The organism is Burkholderia sp. Tr-20355, assembly GCF_017104685.1.
GTDB lineage: Bacteria > Pseudomonadota > Gammaproteobacteria > Burkholderiales > Burkholderiaceae > Burkholderia > Burkholderia seminalis.
In genome coordinates this window covers 1-16,620 of sequence record NZ_JAAGPK010000009.1, presented here as the reverse complement: position 1 = coordinate 16,620, position 16,620 = coordinate 1, and the positions used below count along the sequence as shown (strand labels likewise).

General features: G+C 66.2%; 14 protein-coding genes and 1 pseudogene. 10 read left to right on the top strand and 5 right to left on the bottom strand.

Going from position 1 to position 16,620, the window contains the following annotated elements; all coding sequences use genetic code 11:
- Positions 1 to 70: 70 nt before the first annotated feature.
- The 3 genes and pseudogenes from G3N62_RS03515 to G3N62_RS03505 form a co-directional block, all read right to left on the bottom strand.
- Positions 71 to 439 (bottom strand): annotated as a pseudogene (locus G3N62_RS03515) (2Fe-2S ferredoxin); the annotation flags it as partial.
- Between the two features lie 425 nt (positions 440 to 864).
- Complete coding sequence (locus G3N62_RS03510; RefSeq protein WP_034187980.1) at positions 865 to 1,959, bottom strand: potassium channel protein; 1,095 nt, start codon at positions 1,957 to 1,959, stop codon at positions 865 to 867.
- Between the two features lie 60 nt (positions 1,960 to 2,019).
- Entirely contained in the window at positions 2,020 to 3,354 is a 1,335-nt protein-coding gene (locus tag G3N62_RS03505) for an FAD-binding oxidoreductase (RefSeq protein ID WP_124671183.1), read from the bottom strand.
- Positions 3,355 to 3,580: 226 nt separating this feature from the next.
- On the opposite strand from G3N62_RS03505, the gene G3N62_RS03500 reads away from it, so the two are divergent.
- The 4 genes from G3N62_RS03500 (at position 3,581) to G3N62_RS03485 (ending at position 8,025) form a co-directional block, all read left to right on the top strand.
- Positions 3,581 to 4,435, top strand: coding sequence for a helix-turn-helix domain-containing protein (locus G3N62_RS03500; RefSeq protein WP_034187982.1), 855 nt, complete (start codon positions 3,581 to 3,583; stop codon positions 4,433 to 4,435).
- Positions 4,436 to 4,553: 118 nt separating this feature from the next.
- The gene (locus tag G3N62_RS03495; RefSeq protein ID WP_124671184.1) at positions 4,554 to 6,221 is read left to right on the top strand and encodes an ATP-dependent helicase; all 1,668 of its coding nucleotides are present in this window, start codon (positions 4,554 to 4,556) and stop codon (positions 6,219 to 6,221) included.
- 191 nt (positions 6,222 to 6,412) lie between these two features.
- The gene (locus G3N62_RS03490) at positions 6,413 to 7,627 is read left to right on the top strand and encodes a DUF6402 family protein (RefSeq protein ID WP_185733137.1); all 1,215 of its coding nucleotides are present in this window, start codon (positions 6,413 to 6,415) and stop codon (positions 7,625 to 7,627) included.
- A gap of 26 nt (positions 7,628 to 7,653) precedes the next feature.
- Entirely contained in the window at positions 7,654 to 8,025 is a 372-nt protein-coding gene (locus G3N62_RS03485) for a hypothetical protein (protein ID WP_226103996.1), read from the top strand.
- 72 nt (positions 8,026 to 8,097) lie between these two features.
- Here G3N62_RS03485 and G3N62_RS03480 read toward each other — a convergent pair whose 3' ends face one another.
- On the bottom strand, positions 8,098 to 9,657 hold the full coding sequence (locus G3N62_RS03480) for a methyl-accepting chemotaxis protein (protein WP_034187984.1): 1,560 nt from the start codon (positions 9,655 to 9,657) through the stop codon (positions 8,098 to 8,100).
- Between the two features lie 231 nt (positions 9,658 to 9,888).
- On the opposite strand from G3N62_RS03480, the gene G3N62_RS03475 reads away from it, so the two are divergent.
- The gene (locus G3N62_RS03475) at positions 9,889 to 11,403 is read left to right on the top strand and encodes an MDR family MFS transporter (RefSeq protein WP_124671185.1); all 1,515 of its coding nucleotides are present in this window, start codon (positions 9,889 to 9,891) and stop codon (positions 11,401 to 11,403) included.
- Positions 11,404 to 11,462: 59 nt separating this feature from the next.
- Here G3N62_RS03475 and G3N62_RS03470 read toward each other — a convergent pair whose 3' ends face one another.
- Positions 11,463 to 12,461 carry a quinone oxidoreductase gene (locus tag G3N62_RS03470; RefSeq protein ID WP_034187986.1) on the bottom strand — a complete coding sequence of 333 codons (999 nt, stop codon included), beginning with the start codon at positions 12,459 to 12,461 and terminating at the stop codon, positions 11,463 to 11,465.
- Between the two features lie 131 nt (positions 12,462 to 12,592).
- Between G3N62_RS03470 and G3N62_RS03465 the strand changes: the two genes are divergently transcribed.
- The 5 genes from G3N62_RS03465 to G3N62_RS03445 form a co-directional block, all read left to right on the top strand.
- Positions 12,593 to 13,465, top strand: a complete 873-nt coding sequence (locus G3N62_RS03465; protein WP_069704782.1) for a LysR family transcriptional regulator — start codon at positions 12,593 to 12,595, stop codon at positions 13,463 to 13,465.
- An 88-nt stretch (positions 13,466 to 13,553) separates the two neighbouring features.
- A complete protein-coding gene (locus G3N62_RS03460) occupies positions 13,554 to 14,096 on the top strand; it encodes a GNAT family N-acetyltransferase (RefSeq protein WP_034187988.1) in 543 nt (180 codons plus the stop codon).
- Between the two features lie 27 nt (positions 14,097 to 14,123).
- Complete coding sequence (locus tag G3N62_RS03455; RefSeq protein ID WP_034187989.1) at positions 14,124 to 14,972, top strand: MerR family transcriptional regulator; 849 nt, start codon at positions 14,124 to 14,126, stop codon at positions 14,970 to 14,972.
- A 123-nt stretch (positions 14,973 to 15,095) separates the two neighbouring features.
- Positions 15,096 to 16,076, top strand: coding sequence for a sulfonate ABC transporter substrate-binding protein (locus G3N62_RS03450; protein ID WP_034187990.1), 981 nt, complete (start codon positions 15,096 to 15,098; stop codon positions 16,074 to 16,076).
- Positions 16,077 to 16,324: 248 nt separating this feature from the next.
- A partial coding sequence (locus G3N62_RS03445) for a pyridoxal-phosphate dependent enzyme (RefSeq protein ID WP_226103995.1) occupies positions 16,325 to 16,620 on the top strand: 296 nt, incomplete at its 3' end.

The window sequence follows — 16,620 nt, the reverse complement described above, 5'->3', positions numbered from 1 at the left end:
CTGGCCATCTCGTCATCGCGTATCGGGCATATCGATGCCGCTGGCGGCCCTCGGCATCACCGCGGCAACGCTACCGGCCGACGCGGTCGGCCCAGCCCCGGTAGAGCGCGCGGTACTTGAGCACGAGCTTGTCGTATTTGCCGTACGCGCCGCAGCCGTCCGGCTTCATCCCGTTCCAGATCTTGACGTCGTACCCCGAGGCCTGCCGGGTCTGGAGCCCGAACAGCAGGTAGTCGGTCGCGCGGCGCAGGACGCCGCCCACCTTCCGGATCGAGATCAGCATGTGCATGACGTTCTTGCCGTCGCTCACCGGCGTCACGCACCGGAGCAGCTTGTACTTGACGTCTCCGTCCAGCGCGACGGTCATCACGCACCCGCCGGGGTAGCCGTCGAAGTGCAGGTTCATCCGTGACATGTTCAGGCCCAGCACGCGCGTGACCTGCGGCGGCGACAAAAGATCTCGCATCTTGTGCCGCTCTAACCACGTCAACAGCTCTTTGCCAGCGACAGAAGCATTGCCAACGTCGATTAGGAATCGATTTGCATCGTGCAACGGCTGTACCAACGTCTCCTACATGGGAGGTGGGGCTATACAGTTGGCAATCGCTTTAACCACATCAGATATCGAGACGTAACCCGGATGTAAATGGATTGGTCAAGTTATCAAAATCGTTGAAAAACATGCTGCTTCGGACTGACGGCCGTCGAACCCGATTCGGAGGCATCGATTCCACGAGGATCTACGTAGACCGATGTCACTCCCGAATGCCTACACGACGCCTACACAATGACAAAAACGACACGCCATCTTGAAAAACAACCACAACCCATTGAATTAATTGAATTTACAGTAACAATCAATCATCAAACATCCGGATCCGGAATCCGCGCCGACTGAATCACCACCAGCGTATCGCCCGCCTCGATCCGGCACGGCGGATCCTCGTAGAACGACTGGATCTTCCCGCAGCGGTCGAGCCCGACCACGATCGCGCCCGGCACGACGTTCGTCATGCAGCCGATCTCGTGCGGCAGCGCCTCGCGCTCGATCAGCGTCGCCCGCCCGCGCGTCGACAGCATGTCGTTGACGAACGGCACGATGTAGCGGCTGTGCACCGCGTCCGCGAGCAGCAGCGCGCCGATCTTCGTCGACGACACGATCACGTCCGCGCCGGCCTGCCGCAGTTGCCGCTGATACAGGTTCTCCTGGATTCGCACGACGATCTTCGTATCGGGCGCGATGCTGCGCACCGACAGCGTCAGCAGGATCGCGGTCGGATCGTCGGTCACCGAAATGATCACGGCCTTCGCCGCGCGCACCTGCGCCTGCTGCAGCAGATCCTCATGGGCGGGATCGCCGAGCAATCCCGTCACGCCGAGCGACGTCGCGGCCTCGAGCGCCTGCTGCTGCGAGTCGATCACGATGATCGTCGCCGGATCGACGCCGCTTTCCAGCAGCTCGCGCACCGCGATCGACCCCGACAGGCCGTAACCGCACACGACGATGTGATCGGACAGTTGCTTTTGCAGGCGTTTCATGCGGAATTCCTCGATGACGCGCTGGATCACGAACTGATAGGCCGTGCCCAGGAAAATGAACCAGATGACGATGCGGATCGGCACGATGAAGAACGCATCGAGCAGGCGCGCCCGCTCGGTGACGGGCACGATGTCGCCGTAGCCGACCGTCGCCACCGTCACCATCGTGAAGTACACGAGATCGGCGACGGTCATCGGCGTGCTCTTGGTCGAATCGCGCAAGCCGTCGCGATCGAGGTACAGCACGACGAACGCGAGCGTGCACAGCAGCGCGACCGCGCCGATGCGGAACAGCAGCGTGCGCCGCGGCGACGTCGCGGGACGCGTGAACAGCGTGCGCGCACGCGGCGCCTGCCACGGGTTGCGGGCGCGACGCAGGCGCATGCGCAACGAGCGGCGCTGGTCGGAGGGCGTTGCCAACGGGGATTCTCCTGAAGGATGCGGGCTCGATTCTACGACGGGAACGCGCGCACCCGGCCGTCACAGCATGCTGCGCGGCCGCACCATCGTGCCGTCGACGAAGCGCTGCGCGCGAAACGCCGACAGGTCGAGCGACGGCGCGCCCGTGTCGATCCATTCGGCGAGCAGCCGGCCGACGATCGGCCCCATCGCGAAACCGTGCCCGCAGAACCCCGTTGCGATCGCGAGCCCCGCGGGCGTGCCCGGCGCGTCGATCACCGGGATGCCGTCGGGCAGCACGTCGATCAGGCCGGCCCACGCCTCGACGATCTGCGCATCCTTCAACGCGGGGAAGATCGCCTTGAGCTTCGCGAGCGCGCGCGGCGCATGCGCGCGGTTCGGCTGCGGCTGCGGATCGCGCGGCTCGATCGGCCCGGCCGCGCCGTTGATGCGTGCAAGCCCATCGCGCCACGCCGCCGCATTCACGTGCAACCGGAATTTGTCGCGCTGCGACCAGAACTCCGGCCAGAACAGGCTCAACCCGCGCAAATGGCCGAGCGTCAGGTCCACGTCGACCTGCATGTCGTCGGCGAGGTTGATCGCGCCGTTCTTGCGCTGCCGGATGCCGAGGCCATGCCCCCACACCGTCGCCGCCGACACCGGCGGCACCACGTTGGTGCGCATGCAGGTGCCGCGCACGGCCTGCTGCGGCAGCCGGATGCCGACGCCGTCGAGCAGCCGGAAGCTGGTCGCGCCGGCCGCGCAGATCACGCGCCGCGTGCGGATCGTGCCGCGTTCGGTCGCGACGCCGACGACCGCGCCGCCGGCCGTCTCGATCGCCGTCACGCCGCAGCCTTCGAAGAAACGCGCCCCGCCCTCGGTGGCGCGCGCGGCGAACGCGGCGGCCACGCGACGCGGCTCGGCCTGCCCGTCGGTCGCGGTATACAACCCGCCGAGCGTACGCGCCTGCGGCGAAAGGCCGCTGACGCGTTCGTCGATCTGCGCGCGGGTGAGCGTGCGCGTGTCGAGCCCGTGCTCACGCGCAATGGCGAGCCACGCGTTGAACGACGACCAGTCCGCTTCGTTGTCCGCAATATAAAGACAGCCGCCCTGCCGCCATTCGAGATCGAAACCGAGGGTTTCCTCTAACCCTTCCCAGATTCGCATGCCGGCCATCATCAGCGGCACCTCGGCCGACTCGCGGCCCTGCTGCCGCACGAAGCCCCAGGCGCGTGTCGACTGCTGCCCGGCGATGCGCGACTTGTCGAGCACGACGGCCTTCAACCCGCGCAGGCTCAGGTAATACGCGGCGGCGCAGCCCATGATGCCGGCGCCGGTGATCACGACGTCGGCTTCGGCCGGAAACGCCGTTTCGGCGCGGGTCAGGGCATCGTGCAGCGGATAGGTTGTCGTCATTGCTTCCTGTCAAGCGTTAATCCATACGAGATGAGGGGGCGCGGCGGTAACGTCGTGACACACCTTTCACACAAACGCACCTTACGCGACACTGAATGACGACCATTTTGCGGTAAAGTTATCTTTTCCGCGCGTGGCCGGTCGGCTCGCCATTGGACGTCATGAAGACTGTCCGTCGAGACTGCCGCAAGGCGTCGTTCTGAACGTCACGATCCGTTCCCGTAGCATGACCACTGAAGCAATCACCACGGATTCCCTCGCGGTTGCCGAGCGCGTGCGCGAGCTGATGACCCGCAACGGCATCGGCAAGCGCCAGCAGACCACCGAGCTGTGCCGCATCCTCGACCTGAGTTTCTCGCAAGGCCATCGCAAACTGCGCGGCAGCAGCCCCTGGACGCTCGCGCAGATCAAGAAAGTCGCCGAAGCGTACGGCGAACCCGCCGCGCAGCTGTTCGGCGCGCAAACGCTCGACCCCGGCATGGTCGGCGCCTATTCGCAGGAGGCCGTCCTGTATGCGGGCGTCGCCGAGATTCCGTGCACCGCATGGATCGGCGCGCCGCTCGAGGCCGGTGCGCGCCCCGAGTTCGTCGCGTACGAACAGAACGGCCGCTGGCGCGTGCTGCGCCACACCGGCGTGCTGTATCAAAACGCGTACGACGTGCACAAGATCGAAATCTATCCGCGCCGCGCGGAGAGCGACAAGCTCGTCGTCGCGGTGATCGACCCCGACCGCGTGAGCGCGACCGAGCTATGCCGCTACCTCGAACGGCAGGGTTTCTCGACGGCCTCGTTCGACGGCCTCGCGCCGTTCGTCGACGCGCTGCAGGGCCAGGCGTTCGACGCCGTGCTGACCGAATGGCTGTTCGACGACAGCACGGCCGCCACCGCGATCAAGGCCGTGCGCACGTCCGACAACCCGGGCGCGCCGATTTTCGTGCTGACGGGCGACCTGCTCACCGGCCGCGCGAGCGAGGCCGACATCAGCGAAGTGATCCGCGCGTTCGACGTCGTCTGCTACGAAAAACCCGCGCGCATGGCGATTCTCAGCGCCGATCTCGCGAAACGGCTCGCGCGCGGATAACCTCCGCCCGGCCGCCCTTCGAGCGGCCAACGCACGCGCGGCGCCGCGGGCATGAACAGGTTCATCAGTACAATAGCCGCACCTGTTCACGCCCACGCCGGCATCCGCCGCCCACGCCATGGCCCGCCTCATCCCCGACGACTGGAAAAGCCTCGCCGCGACCGGCGCGGCCGAACGCGAGCGCGAAACGCTCGCCGCGCTCGAACACGCGCTGCCCGACAGCTACACCGTGTATCACGGCGTCCACTGGACGCGCGCCGACCAGGCGTTCTCGGTATTCGGCGAAGCGGCGTTCGTCGTCGTGAGCCCGGCCGGCCGCGTGCTGCTGATCGAGCAGAAGGCCGGCTTCCTGCGCGAAACGCCCAAGGGGCTCGTGAAGGTCTACCTGCAGAAAGAGCGCAATGTCCCGATCCAGCTTGCGCGCACGCAGGAGACGCTGCACCGGCGCCTGACGGCCGCGCTCGGCGCGGGCGTCTACGGCGTCGAGGCGCTGCTGTACTGCCCCGACTACTCGATCCGCGATGCGTCGATCGCGGGCGTCCCGGCCGACCGTATCGTCGACGCATCGCGCAAGGCCCAGCTCGCGCACGTGATCCTGCAGATCCTGCCCGAGGACGATGAGCCCTTTCCGAACGCGCCGAAACTCCACCATTTCCTCGCGGACGAGCTCGCGCTCACGCCCGACACGAGCACGCTCGTCGGGCAGGCCGGCACGCTCGTCACGCGGCTGTCGGGCGGGCTCGCCGCGTGGGCGCGCCAGCTCGAATTCGCGCCGTTCCGGCTGCGCGTCACCGGTACGGCCGGCTCGGGCAAGACGCAGCTCGCGGTGCAGGCGATGCGCGACGCCGTCGCGGCCGGCCAGCGCGTGCTGTACGTGTGCTTCAACCGGCCGCTCGCCGACTACATCGCGCGCATCGCGCCGCCCGGCGCGAAGATCGCGAACTACCACCAGCTGTGCGACTGGGTCGCGCGCGACGGCAGTTATACGCCCGACTTCCAGGCGCCCGGCGAATTCGAGCGGCTCGAAGCGCGTTTCGCGGAAGCGCCGATTCCCGAGCGCTGGCGCTTCGACGTGCTGGTCGTCGACGAAGGACAGGATTTCCACGCGCCGTGGGCGGCCGCACTGGAGCGCTTGCTGGCGCCGGACGGCGCATGGTGGTGGCTGGAGGATCCGCTGCAGAATCTGTACATGCGCGAGCCCGTCGCACTGCCCGGCTGGGTCACGCTGAAGGCGCTGACGAACTACCGCAGCCCGCGCGACCTGCTCGAATTCGTGCGCGACGTCGTCGGCCGCGTCGAGCCGCTCGCGGCCGAGCTGCGCTCGGGCAGCCCGTTCGACGGTTCGGATCCGTCGGTATCGGCATACGGGGAACCAGGCGCGTCGGCCGACGCATTGGCGGAAGCCTGTATCGACGCGACCAAGCGTGCGGTCACGCAGGCGCTGTCACTCGGCTTCCGCAAGCAGGACATCGCGGTACTGTCGTATCGCGGCCGCGAAGGCTCGGTGCTCGCGCCGCTCGACCAGCTCGGCCCGCACCGGATCAAGAGCTTCACCGGCAAGTACGACCTGTTCGGCAACCCCGAATATCGCGAAGGCGACGTGCTGCTCGATTCGATCTATCGCTTCAAGGGCCAGTCGGCGCCGTGCGTGATCCTCACCGAGGTCGACTTCGACACGCTCGACGCGCGTGCCGCGCGCAAGCTGTTCGTCGGCGCGACGCGGGCGACGATGAAGCTGCTGATCGTCGCGTCGTCGCGCGCGGCCGCGCAACTCGCGGCGGGATAACGCGGCGGGACGGCGCGCCCGGCTTGGGGACGATCTCCGACATGACGGTCGCCGACACAATCGGGCACATTTCTTCCTGCTTCGCCCCCTTGTCCCCCCGCGTTTCGCCCTGTTTCGGCCACTGCTGACGGTTTATCCGCTTGCCGCCGGCTTTTACGATGCCCGGCTATTCGTTGCAAACGGGATAGTCCATGGCCGACGTAAAAAAGGTGGCTTACTACAAGCCGAAAAAGGGGTGGTTCGGATCGGAGCTGAAGGAATACAAGGGTTCCCAAGGGTGCATTCCGCTTGATACCCAAAGGGGTGTCTCGCTCGACCGGCTCGCACCGGGGGAAAAGCCGCCACCGCCTCCCAAGCCGATTTCCAGGCCCTCGACTGCTCCCAAGCCCTCTGCGGCCCCCCAACCGCCGCCGCAAGCCGATCAACCAACAACCCAAGGATCGCCGAGACAGGCGGAATCGGAAGCTTGCGAAAACCCGCCGCCTTTCGATCTCCAGGACGTACCAATCGCGATGGACAATTTGGGCTGGAAGGTTTCAGCCAAACTTGCGCGAATCTGGTTTGCGGGTGATGCGCATATTTACAACGATGACCCGACATCAACCCAGCCGCTGAACGACAATGTCGTTACTCTCGACTGGGCATTGAAATTCGGAAGTGTCAAAAGAAAATACGAAAAACTTCTGGCAAGCGACATCTATAGCGAGCGATCCATCCGGACGGCATCAGACATCACAAAATCCTTCCTCAAGAAACTCTTTTTCGAAAGAAATCCAACGTCCGACTTCAGTACCACTCCATTTACATCCAATTTACAGAAATTTCACAACGATTGGCAATTTCAGCTGGCGCCAATAGGCAACTGGGACACCCTGGAAAATCTCGCCCCAACCGATCTCACAGGAGCGCTGGCGAACTTCAATATTTATGTCGCCATCGGAAAAGTTGAAATTTCAAGCGAAAAATATTTAAAATACGAGAAATCGGGAAATTATTACTGCCTTGACGTCGCCGGAAAAATCACCCACATCTATGCATATGTGAAAGACAACTATTCATTCAACGGAAAGCAATACTTAGGGCACTGGAACAAGCACGGAGTCATCATTGCCCCCGGATCGATTCTCACTGGATCAAGCTCTCCAAAACGAGATTCCGACATCGGCATTTGGTCGAGAAACATCAACAAACCTGTAGACACGCGAAGGGGTTGGATCGGAAAATTCAGAAATTCCGATGTTTACTTTCCAATCCACAATGCAGACTACAGCCGCTGGCGTGAGAAACATCACCGAGGCAGAGACTTCGCGATATATTCAAACCCAGTTTATTTGAAGTTGAAAAAACCAATCGATCTCAATCTTGGCGAAATATGCAGAATAGAGCCATCAGATACATTAGCCTAGCCTTTAGCATTTACATAGCCGCAGGCTTGATCATTCATTTCAGTCGCCCCACCTACGGGCGATGCGATTTCTACGACCATCCGGAGACACTGGACGGCGGCGTAAAGAACATGAATGGCGTTCCGTACCGATTCAAGATGTGCGGCACCGGCGGAAACGACCAGGACGCAGCGAACGACAATATAGAGCTAAGAGTATTCAGCGAAGACGGCGAGCTTCTCGCTCGACGATATTTCTCCGTCAACTGGCATCACGGAAACGTCTTCCACCCGCCCCTGGATTACGAGGGCAACCTGGTTCGCTACATCGATTTGACCGGCAAATCGCGTTACGAAAAACATCTGACGATTCCGCCATCCAGGTGGGATTGGCTTCGCGCCAGATTGCCCCTGTTTTAAAGGCACGCCAGAAAATCGCGATTTATAAAAGAATAAAGCCCCGTTACCGGGGCTTCACTTCTCGACGGGCCATCAAGCCACCCGGAACGCGCCCACCGCGCGACGCAACCCGTCGGCCTGTTCCTCGAGCGACGCCGCGGCGGCCGCAGCCTGCTCGACGAGCGCGGCGTTCTGCTGCGACACCTGATCCATCTGCGACACCGCGCGGTTCACCTGCTCGATCCCGTCGCGCTGCTCGCCCGATGCGGCCGCGATCTCCGTCATGATGCCCGTCACGCGCCCGATCGCCTGCTGGATGTCCTGCATCGTCGTGCCGGCCATGCCGACGAGCCGCGAGCCGGTCGCGACGCGTTCGACCGATTCGCCGATCAGCGTGCGGATTTCCTTCGCCGCGGACGCCGAGCGCTGCGCGAGCGTGCGCACCTCGCCCGCGACCACCGCAAAACCGCGGCCCTGCTCGCCGGCGCGCGCGGCTTCGACCGCCGCATTCAGCGCAAGAATGTTGGTCTGGAACGCGATGCCCTCGATCGTGCCGATGATGTCGGCAACCTTCTGCGAGCTCTGGTCGATCTCGTTCATCGTGCCGATCACCTCGCCCACCACGGTCGCGCCGCGCGTCGCGATCTCGCTCGCACTGTCCGCGCAGGCCTGCGCCTCGAGCGCGTGGTCGGCGTTCTGCTTCACGGTCGCCGTCAGCTGCTCCATGCTCGCGGCCGTCTCCTGCAGCGCCGATGCCTGCTCCTCGGTGCGCTGCGACAGGTCGGTGTTGCCGGCCGCGATCTGGTGCGTCGCCGTCGAGATCGCTTCGGAACCCTGGCTGACCTGGCGCACCGTATCCGCGAGGCTGCGCTGCATGCCCGTCACGCCCTTCACCAGCTCGGCCATTTCGTCGTGCGACGACCAGCGCACTTCCGACGTCAGGTCGCCCTCCGACAGGCGGCGGAAATGCGACAGCAGCCGGTTCACCGGCTGCGTGATCGCGAAATGCAGGCCGATCGCGCAGCCGAGACACGCGGCCAGGCCGAACGCGATGCCCGCGATCGCGCCCATGCGCATCCAGCCGTAATAGGTCTGCGCGGTGTCGTACACGTCCTTGCCGCGCGCGACCTGGTATGCGTCGAGCGCATCGGTCGCCTGCGTGAGCGCGACCGACAGCGGCGGCGCAACCGACATCAGCAGCCGGTCGGCCTCGTCGCGCCGGCCTTCGCGGATCGCATCGATCAGCGGCTTCAGTGCCTGCCCGATCAGCGCCTGGCGCGCGGCGTCGAGGCGGCTCGCAAGCGGGCCTTCGTCGCCGTCGTGCGGCATCGCCGCGTAGTTGCGCCAGGCCGCGTCGGCCTTCGCGAGATAGTTCTCGGCCTTCTTGACGAGATCCGGCACGTCCGGCGCTTCCGGATGCAGCAGCGCGCGATCGAGCGTCGTGCGCACGATCGTCAGGTTCAGGCTCGCCGCGGACAGCGCGGTCTTCGCAGCCAGTTGCTGCGTGTAGGCCTCGTCGAGCGCGCGGTTCGAGCTCTGCATGCCGGCGAGGCCGATCAGCCCCGACACGACGAGCAGCAGGGCAACGAGGCCGAGCGTGGAGAAGATCCGCGTACGGATCGAGAAACGGGAAAACAGGGCGTTCAGGTTCATGACGGCACGTGAGCGGTGAAAAGTGCCGCGGCAATCGGTCCGCAGCACTCTGTATTACGGTTTGCCTGCAAAAAACTTGAGTCCGCCCCCGTTTCTCGTCTGATCCCGGTCAATTTTTCGTGCCGGCAATCTCCTGTTACGCCTGCAACATATCAAGGCCGGGCAGAAATTGACTAGGCAATCATCCATGGCTATATTTCGATTCAATTCCCTGCCATGGCAGACATATCGATGACAAGCGACACCCTCCTCACTCCTCCGGCCGTCGAAACGGCGCGCCGGGACGCGCCGACCGGCCTGATCGTCGCCGCGCTGCTGCTGGTCATGCTGCTGTCCGCGCTCGACCAGACGATCGTGTCGACTGCGCTGCCGACGATCGTCGGCGAGCTCGGCGGGCTCGACCAGCTGTCGTGGGTCGTCACCGCGTACCTGCTGTCGTCCACCGTCGTGCTGCCGCTGTACGGCAAGCTCGGCGACCTGTACGGCCGCAAGATCGTGCTGCAGGCCGCGATCGTGCTGTTTCTCGCGGGCTCCGCGCTGTGCGGCGTCGCGCAGGACATGACGCAGCTGATCGTGCTGCGCGCGCTGCAAGGACTCGGCGGCGGCGGCCTGATGGTCGTCACGATGGCCGCGATCGGCGATCTGGTCCCGCCCGATCGCCGCGCGCGTTACCAGGGGATGTTCGGCGGCGTCTACGGCCTCGCGACGATCGTCGGCCCGCTGCTCGGCGGCTTCCTGGTCGAGCACCTGTCGTGGCGCTGGATCTTCACGATCAACCTGCCGCTCGGCTTGCTCGCGCTCGCGGTGATCGGCGTGGCGTTCCGGCCGCACACCGCGCAGGTGAAGCACCGGATCGACTACATGGGCGCCGCGTTCCTCGCGACCGCCCTCACCTGCGTGATCCTGTTCACGAGCGAAGGCGGCTCGCTGCTGCCATGGACATCGCCGCAACTGTGGATGACGCTCGTGCTAGGCGTCGTCGCGATCGGCGGCTTCGTCTACGAAGAGCGCCTCGCGGCCGAGCCGATCATGCCGCTCGAACTGTTTCGCCATCGCACCTTCGTGCTGGTCAGCCTGATCGGCTTCGTGGTCGGTGTCGCGCTGTTCGGCTCGGTCACGTTCATCCCGCTCTACCTGCAGGTCGTGAAAGGCTCGACGCCGTCGCAGGCCGGCCTGCAGTTGCTGCCGATGATGGGCGGAATGCTCGTGACGTCGATCGTCAGCGGCCGGCTGATCTCGCGGCTCGGTTCGTACCGGATGTTCCCGATCGCGGGGACGCTGATCGGCGGCGTCGCGACGGCGCTGCTGGCGACGCTCACGCTCGACACGCCGCTGCACACGATGTATGCGTACATGGCGCTGCTCGGGATCGGGCTCGGCATGGTGATGCCCGTGCTCACGCTCGCCGTGCAGAACACGGTCGAATTCCGGCACATGGGCGTCGCGACGTCGGGCGCGACGCTGTTCCGCTCGATCGGCGGCTCGCTCGGTGTCGCCGCGTTCGGCGCGCTGTTCTCGCACGGGCTGCAGTCGCGGATGATGCACGCGCTGCCGGCCGGCACGGCGTTGCCGCCCGCGCTCGGCCCGGCCGCCGTGCACCAGTTGCCCGACGCGGTGCGCGATGCGTATCTGCACGCGTTCGCCGGGTCGCTGCATGTCGTGTATCTGTCGGCTGCGACGGTGATCGCGATCGCGTTCGTGCTCGCGTGGTTCGTCGAGGATGCGCCGCTGCGCAAGCACCACTGAGCGTTCGGCGAATCACGACGCGACCGGCGGGCCGCCTCGCGATCGGCGCGCGACCGCCGTCATGGCAGCAGCACAACACCGCCCGTCGTCGCGCGCGACTCCAGCAGCCGGTGCGCGTCGGCCGCCTGTTCGAGCGGCAGCCGCGCGCCGATCTCGACATGCATGCCGCCGGCCAGCCGGTCGAGCGTCGCGCGCGCGGCGTCCCGATATCCGTCGACGTCGCGCGCGATGAAGCCGAGCACGCTCGGCCGCGCGAGCGCGATCGAACGGGCCGGGCCCAGTTCGTCGAGATCGAACGTCTGCCGCGTGCCGATCGCGGCCACCTGCCCGATGCTCGCGACCATCCCGAACGGACGGACCGCGCCGAGCGTGCGCGTCAGCACGTCGCCACCGATTCCGTCGATCGCGTAATCGACCCCCGCGCCACCGCCGAACGCACGCGCCGCCGCGACGAAATCCTCCTCGCGATAATCGACCACCGCGTCGGCGCCGTGCGTGCGCACGAGCGCGGCCTTCGCGGCCGACCCGACCGTGCCGATCACCCGCGCGCCGAGCGCGCGCGCCCACTGCGTCGCCAGCAGCCCGACGCCGCCGGCCGCCGCGTGCACGAGCACCGTGTCGCCGGCGCCGACCTGGCGGACGCGATGCATCAGCATGTAGACGGTGATCCCCTTCAGCAGTCCGGCAGCGGCGGCTGCGTCGCTCAGGTTGTCGGGAATCGGCAGTACGCGGCCGGCCGGCATCGTGCGCAGGTTCGCATAGCTGCCGGTCGGCATCCCCGCGTACGCGACGCGCTGGCCGGGCACGAGATCGGTCACGCCCGGCCCGACCGCGTCGATCACACCGGCCGCTTCGACACCGAGGGCGTCCGGCAGCGCGGGCAATGCGTGCGCCCCCGTCCTGAAATAGATGTCGACGAAGTTCACGCCGATCGCGGTCTGGCGAATCCGCACTTCGCCGGCGCCGGGCGGCGCGACGGGCGCATCGACGCGGCGCAGTACGCCGGCGTCGCCGTAACGGTCGATCCCGATCCGGATGGCATGGGCAGTCTGGGTCATGACGTTCCTCGCTTTCGAATGATGTGATGCGATCATCCCATCGTGCATAATCGAGCGGAATTCACGTTAATCGCCCATTTACTGTGCAAAATTCGACCGATCCGGATTCCGCCCCAGCATCCGCGCTGCCGATGAGCTGGGACGACGTCCGCTACTTCCTCGCGGTGATGCGGGGCGGCAGCCTGTCGGCCGCCGCGCGGGCGCTGCAGGTCCAGCACTCGACGGTCGCGCGGCGCATCGACGCGCTGGAGTCGGCGCTCGGGATCCGGCTGTTCGACCGGCTGCCGCGCGGCTGGCCGCCGACCGACGAAGGGCTGCACCTCGCCGAACACGCCGCGCGCCTCGAAGCCGACGCACATGCATTCGCGCGCGCCGCGCAAGGGGCCGCGGCGCTCGACGGTGTAGTGCGCGTGTCGGCGTCGCCCGTGTTCGCCAGCCATTTCCTCGCGCCGCGCCTGGCCCGGGCACAGCGTGCGTGGCCGGCACTGCGGATCGACCTGCTGGGCGAGATGCATGCGGCGAACCTGTATGCGCGCGAGGCCGATCTCGCGGTGCGGCTGTCGCGGCCGAGCGAGCCGGGACTCGCCGCGCGCCGGCTCGGCACGATGCGTTTCGCGCTGTGCGCGGCACCGGAATGGGCCGACGCGCCGCCCGACACCTGGCCGTTCGTCGGCTACGACGACGCGCTCGCGCAAACGCCGCAGCAGCAATGGCTCGAACGCTTCGCGGCCGGGCGCCGTTTCGCGTTCATCGCCAACGACCTCGCCGCGCAGCATCGCGCGTGCGCCGCCGGGGCCGGCGTCGCGCTGCTGCCTAGGTTTCTCGTCGACGATCCGGCCGCCCGCGTCGCTGCGCCGCTCGTCGAGCTGACCGACGCCCCGCGTTGCGACATCGAGCGCGAGATCTGGCTCGTCGTTCACCCGGACGTGCGCCGGTCGCCGCGCGTGCAGCGCGTCGCCGAAGCGATCGCCGATGCGGTTCACGCGGCGGACGGACGGCTGTAGACAGCCGACACCGTAATTTGCCCGACAGCTTTGCCAAGCCGCACGGCGAGCGGCATAGTAACGTTTTCATTTCTCCGCCGCCTCCGCCATGTCCACTGCTCCTGCCTGCGTCGTTCGCGACGCCGTCGACACCGACCTCGATGCGATCCACGCGATCTATGCGCACCACGTGCACCACAGCGTCGCGTCGTTCGAGGAAACGCCGCCCGACGTCGCCGAACTGCGCGCGCGTCGCGACGCGGTGCTGCGCCAAGGACTGCCGTATCTCGTCGCGGAATGCGACGGCCGCGTGGCCGGCTACGCGTATGCCACGCCGTACCGCACGCGCAGCGCGTACCGCTTCGCGATCGAGGATTCGATCTACATCGACGATGCGCAGCGCGGGCGCGGGATCGGCCGCGCGTTGCTCGCGGCGCTGATCGCGCGCTGCGAGCAAGGCCCGTGGCGGCAGATGATCGCGGTGATCGCCGACGGCGGCACCGGCGGCTCGACCTCGCTGCACCACGCATTCGGCTTCGAACCGGCCGGCGTGCTGAAAGCGGTCGGTTTCAAGCACGGCCGCTGGATCGACACGGCGCTGCTGCAACGGCCGCTCGGCGGCGGCGCGCACACGCTCCCCGCCTCGCCCTGACCCGCCGCGTCGCGCTAGAATGCCCGCATGTCAAAACAGACTCATTCCACGCCCGACGAGGCTGCGCCGGATTCCCGCAACGAGTACACGGTCGACGAACTCGCGCGCGTGTCCGACACCACCGTGCGCAACGTCCGCGCGTACCAGGATCGCGGCTTGCTCGCGCCGCCGGAGAAACGCGGGCGCGTCGGCATCTACGACGATACGCACGTCGCGCGCCTGAAGCTGATCAACCATTTGCTCGCGCGCGGCTACACGCTGTCGAACATCCAGGACCTGATCAAGGCGATCGACGAGGGCCACGACCTGCGCTCGATCCTCGGCCTCGAAAACGCGATCGGCGGCCGCTGGTCGCACGAGTTGCCGAAGACCTATTCGCTCGCCGCGCTCGCGCAGATGTTCGGCCCGCAGGCGACCACGCAGCTGTCGCGCGTGACCGAGCTCGGGCTGCTCGAACGGCGCGGCCTGTCGTTCGTCGCGAAGAGCCCCGCGCTGCTCGAGGCGGCGGCCGCGATGACGAAGGAAGGCATTCCGCCGCGCGAGCTGCTCGACGTGATCAGTCTCGCCCGGCCGCACTTCGACGCGATCGCGCGGCTGCTCGTCGATCTCGTCGTGAAGCGGCTCGACCGCTACGACGCCGGCACGCTGCCGCCGGCCACCGACGTGCCCGAACTCGTCGACGCGATCTGGCGCCTGCGCCCGCTCGCGGCCGTGTTCGTCGAAGGCGAGACGAACCGCGCGCTCGAAACCGCGGCGGGCGCGTATCTCGGCGGCCGCGTCGCGACGATCCTCGACAAGAAGCTCAGCGACGAAGCCGCGCGGCAGTCCGGCGCGCCGGATACATCCGATCCCGCACGCGACGGCGACAAAGCATAGGACCGCCGCCGTCATATTCATATCGGCAATGCTTCGTTTGCGGGCACGAACGCCCATGCGACGATTCTTCCAACCGAGCGGCACCGGCCGCTCCCCGAAGACGTTTCGCATGGAGTCCGTTCGATGATTCGTTTCACCCGCTGGATCACCCGCACCGCCGCCGTCACACTCGTCGCGCTTGCCGCGACGTCCAGCTTCGCCCAAGGCGCCGCCGACAAGGTCGTGCGCATCGGCTATCAGAAGGCCGGCCTGTTGTCGGTCGTCAAGGCGCAGGGCGCGCTCGAATCGCGCCTCAAGCCGCTCGGCTACGACGTTCAATGGTTCGAATTCCCGGCCGGCCCGCAACTGCTCGAGGCGCTGAATGCGAACAGCATCGATTTCGGCTACACCGGCGCGCCGCCGCCCGTGTTCGCGCAGGCGGCCGGCGTGCGCTTCGTGTACGTCGGCGCGGAGCCGCCGTCGCCGCACAACGAGGCGGTATTCGTGAAGGCCGATTCGCCGATCCGTTCGCTCGGCGACCTGCGCGGCAAGAAGGTTGCGCTGCAGAAGGGTTCGAGCGCGAACTACCTGTTGCTCGAGGCGCTGAAGAAGGCCGGCGTGCGCTACGACGAAATTCGCCCGGTGTACCTGCCGCCGGCCGACGCGCGCGCCGCGTTCGAGAGCGGCAACGTCGATGCATGGGCAGTCTGGGATCCGTACTACGCGGCCGCGCAGAATTCGCTGAAGATTCGCACGCTGTCCGATTACACGGGTCTGACGCCGGCGAACAACTTCTACGAAGCGACGCGCGATTTCGCGCAACGGCATGCGGACGTGGTCGGCGCGATCCTGAAGCAGGTGCGCGAAACGGGCCTGTGGGTCAACGGGCATCCGTCGGAGACCGCCGCGCTGATCGCGCCGAAGGTCGGCCTGCCGCTGCCGCTCGTCGAGACGTGGATCAAGCGCGTGCCGTTCGGTGCGGTGCCGGTCGACGAGAAGATCGTCGCGGTCCAGCAAGGGGTGGCCGATGCGTTTTATGCGGCGAAGCTGATTCCGCAGAAGCTGAGCGTGGCAGAGAACGCGTGGACCGACAAAAGCGTGGCGAGCGCGCTGGCGGCGAAGTAACGCGCGCACCGCGGCGCGAAGTGTCGGCGATCGGCCCAGGCACCCATTCGCTCCGTACGGTTGACAACTGCCACTGCAATGGTTGATGCTTCAAGACATGAGCCACCGAACATTCGCCATCGCGCTGATTATTCGCACCATTCTTCGAATGGTGGGTTAGCGCGCATCCGGCTCAATGACGACAACCCGCCCCTGAGGCGGGTTTTTCATTTCCGCCCAGGGCATGTCAAACCCGCCCTCGAAAGGAAATGACCGTGTCTTTGTATCGCAGCTCGCCCGACGCCTGCGTCGCACCTGTCAAGCAGGCCCGACCACCGATCGACTACGTCAAGAAAATCCTCACGGCCCGTGTGTACGACGTCGCACGCGAGACCGAACTCCAGCCGGCCCGCAATCTGTCGGCCCGCTTGCACAACACCGTTTACCTGAAGCGCGAGGACAACCAGCCGGTGTTCTCGTTCAAGCTGCGCGGCGCGTACAACAAGATGGCGCACATTCCGGCGGACGCGCTCGCGCGCGGCGTGATTACGGCGTCGGCCGGCAA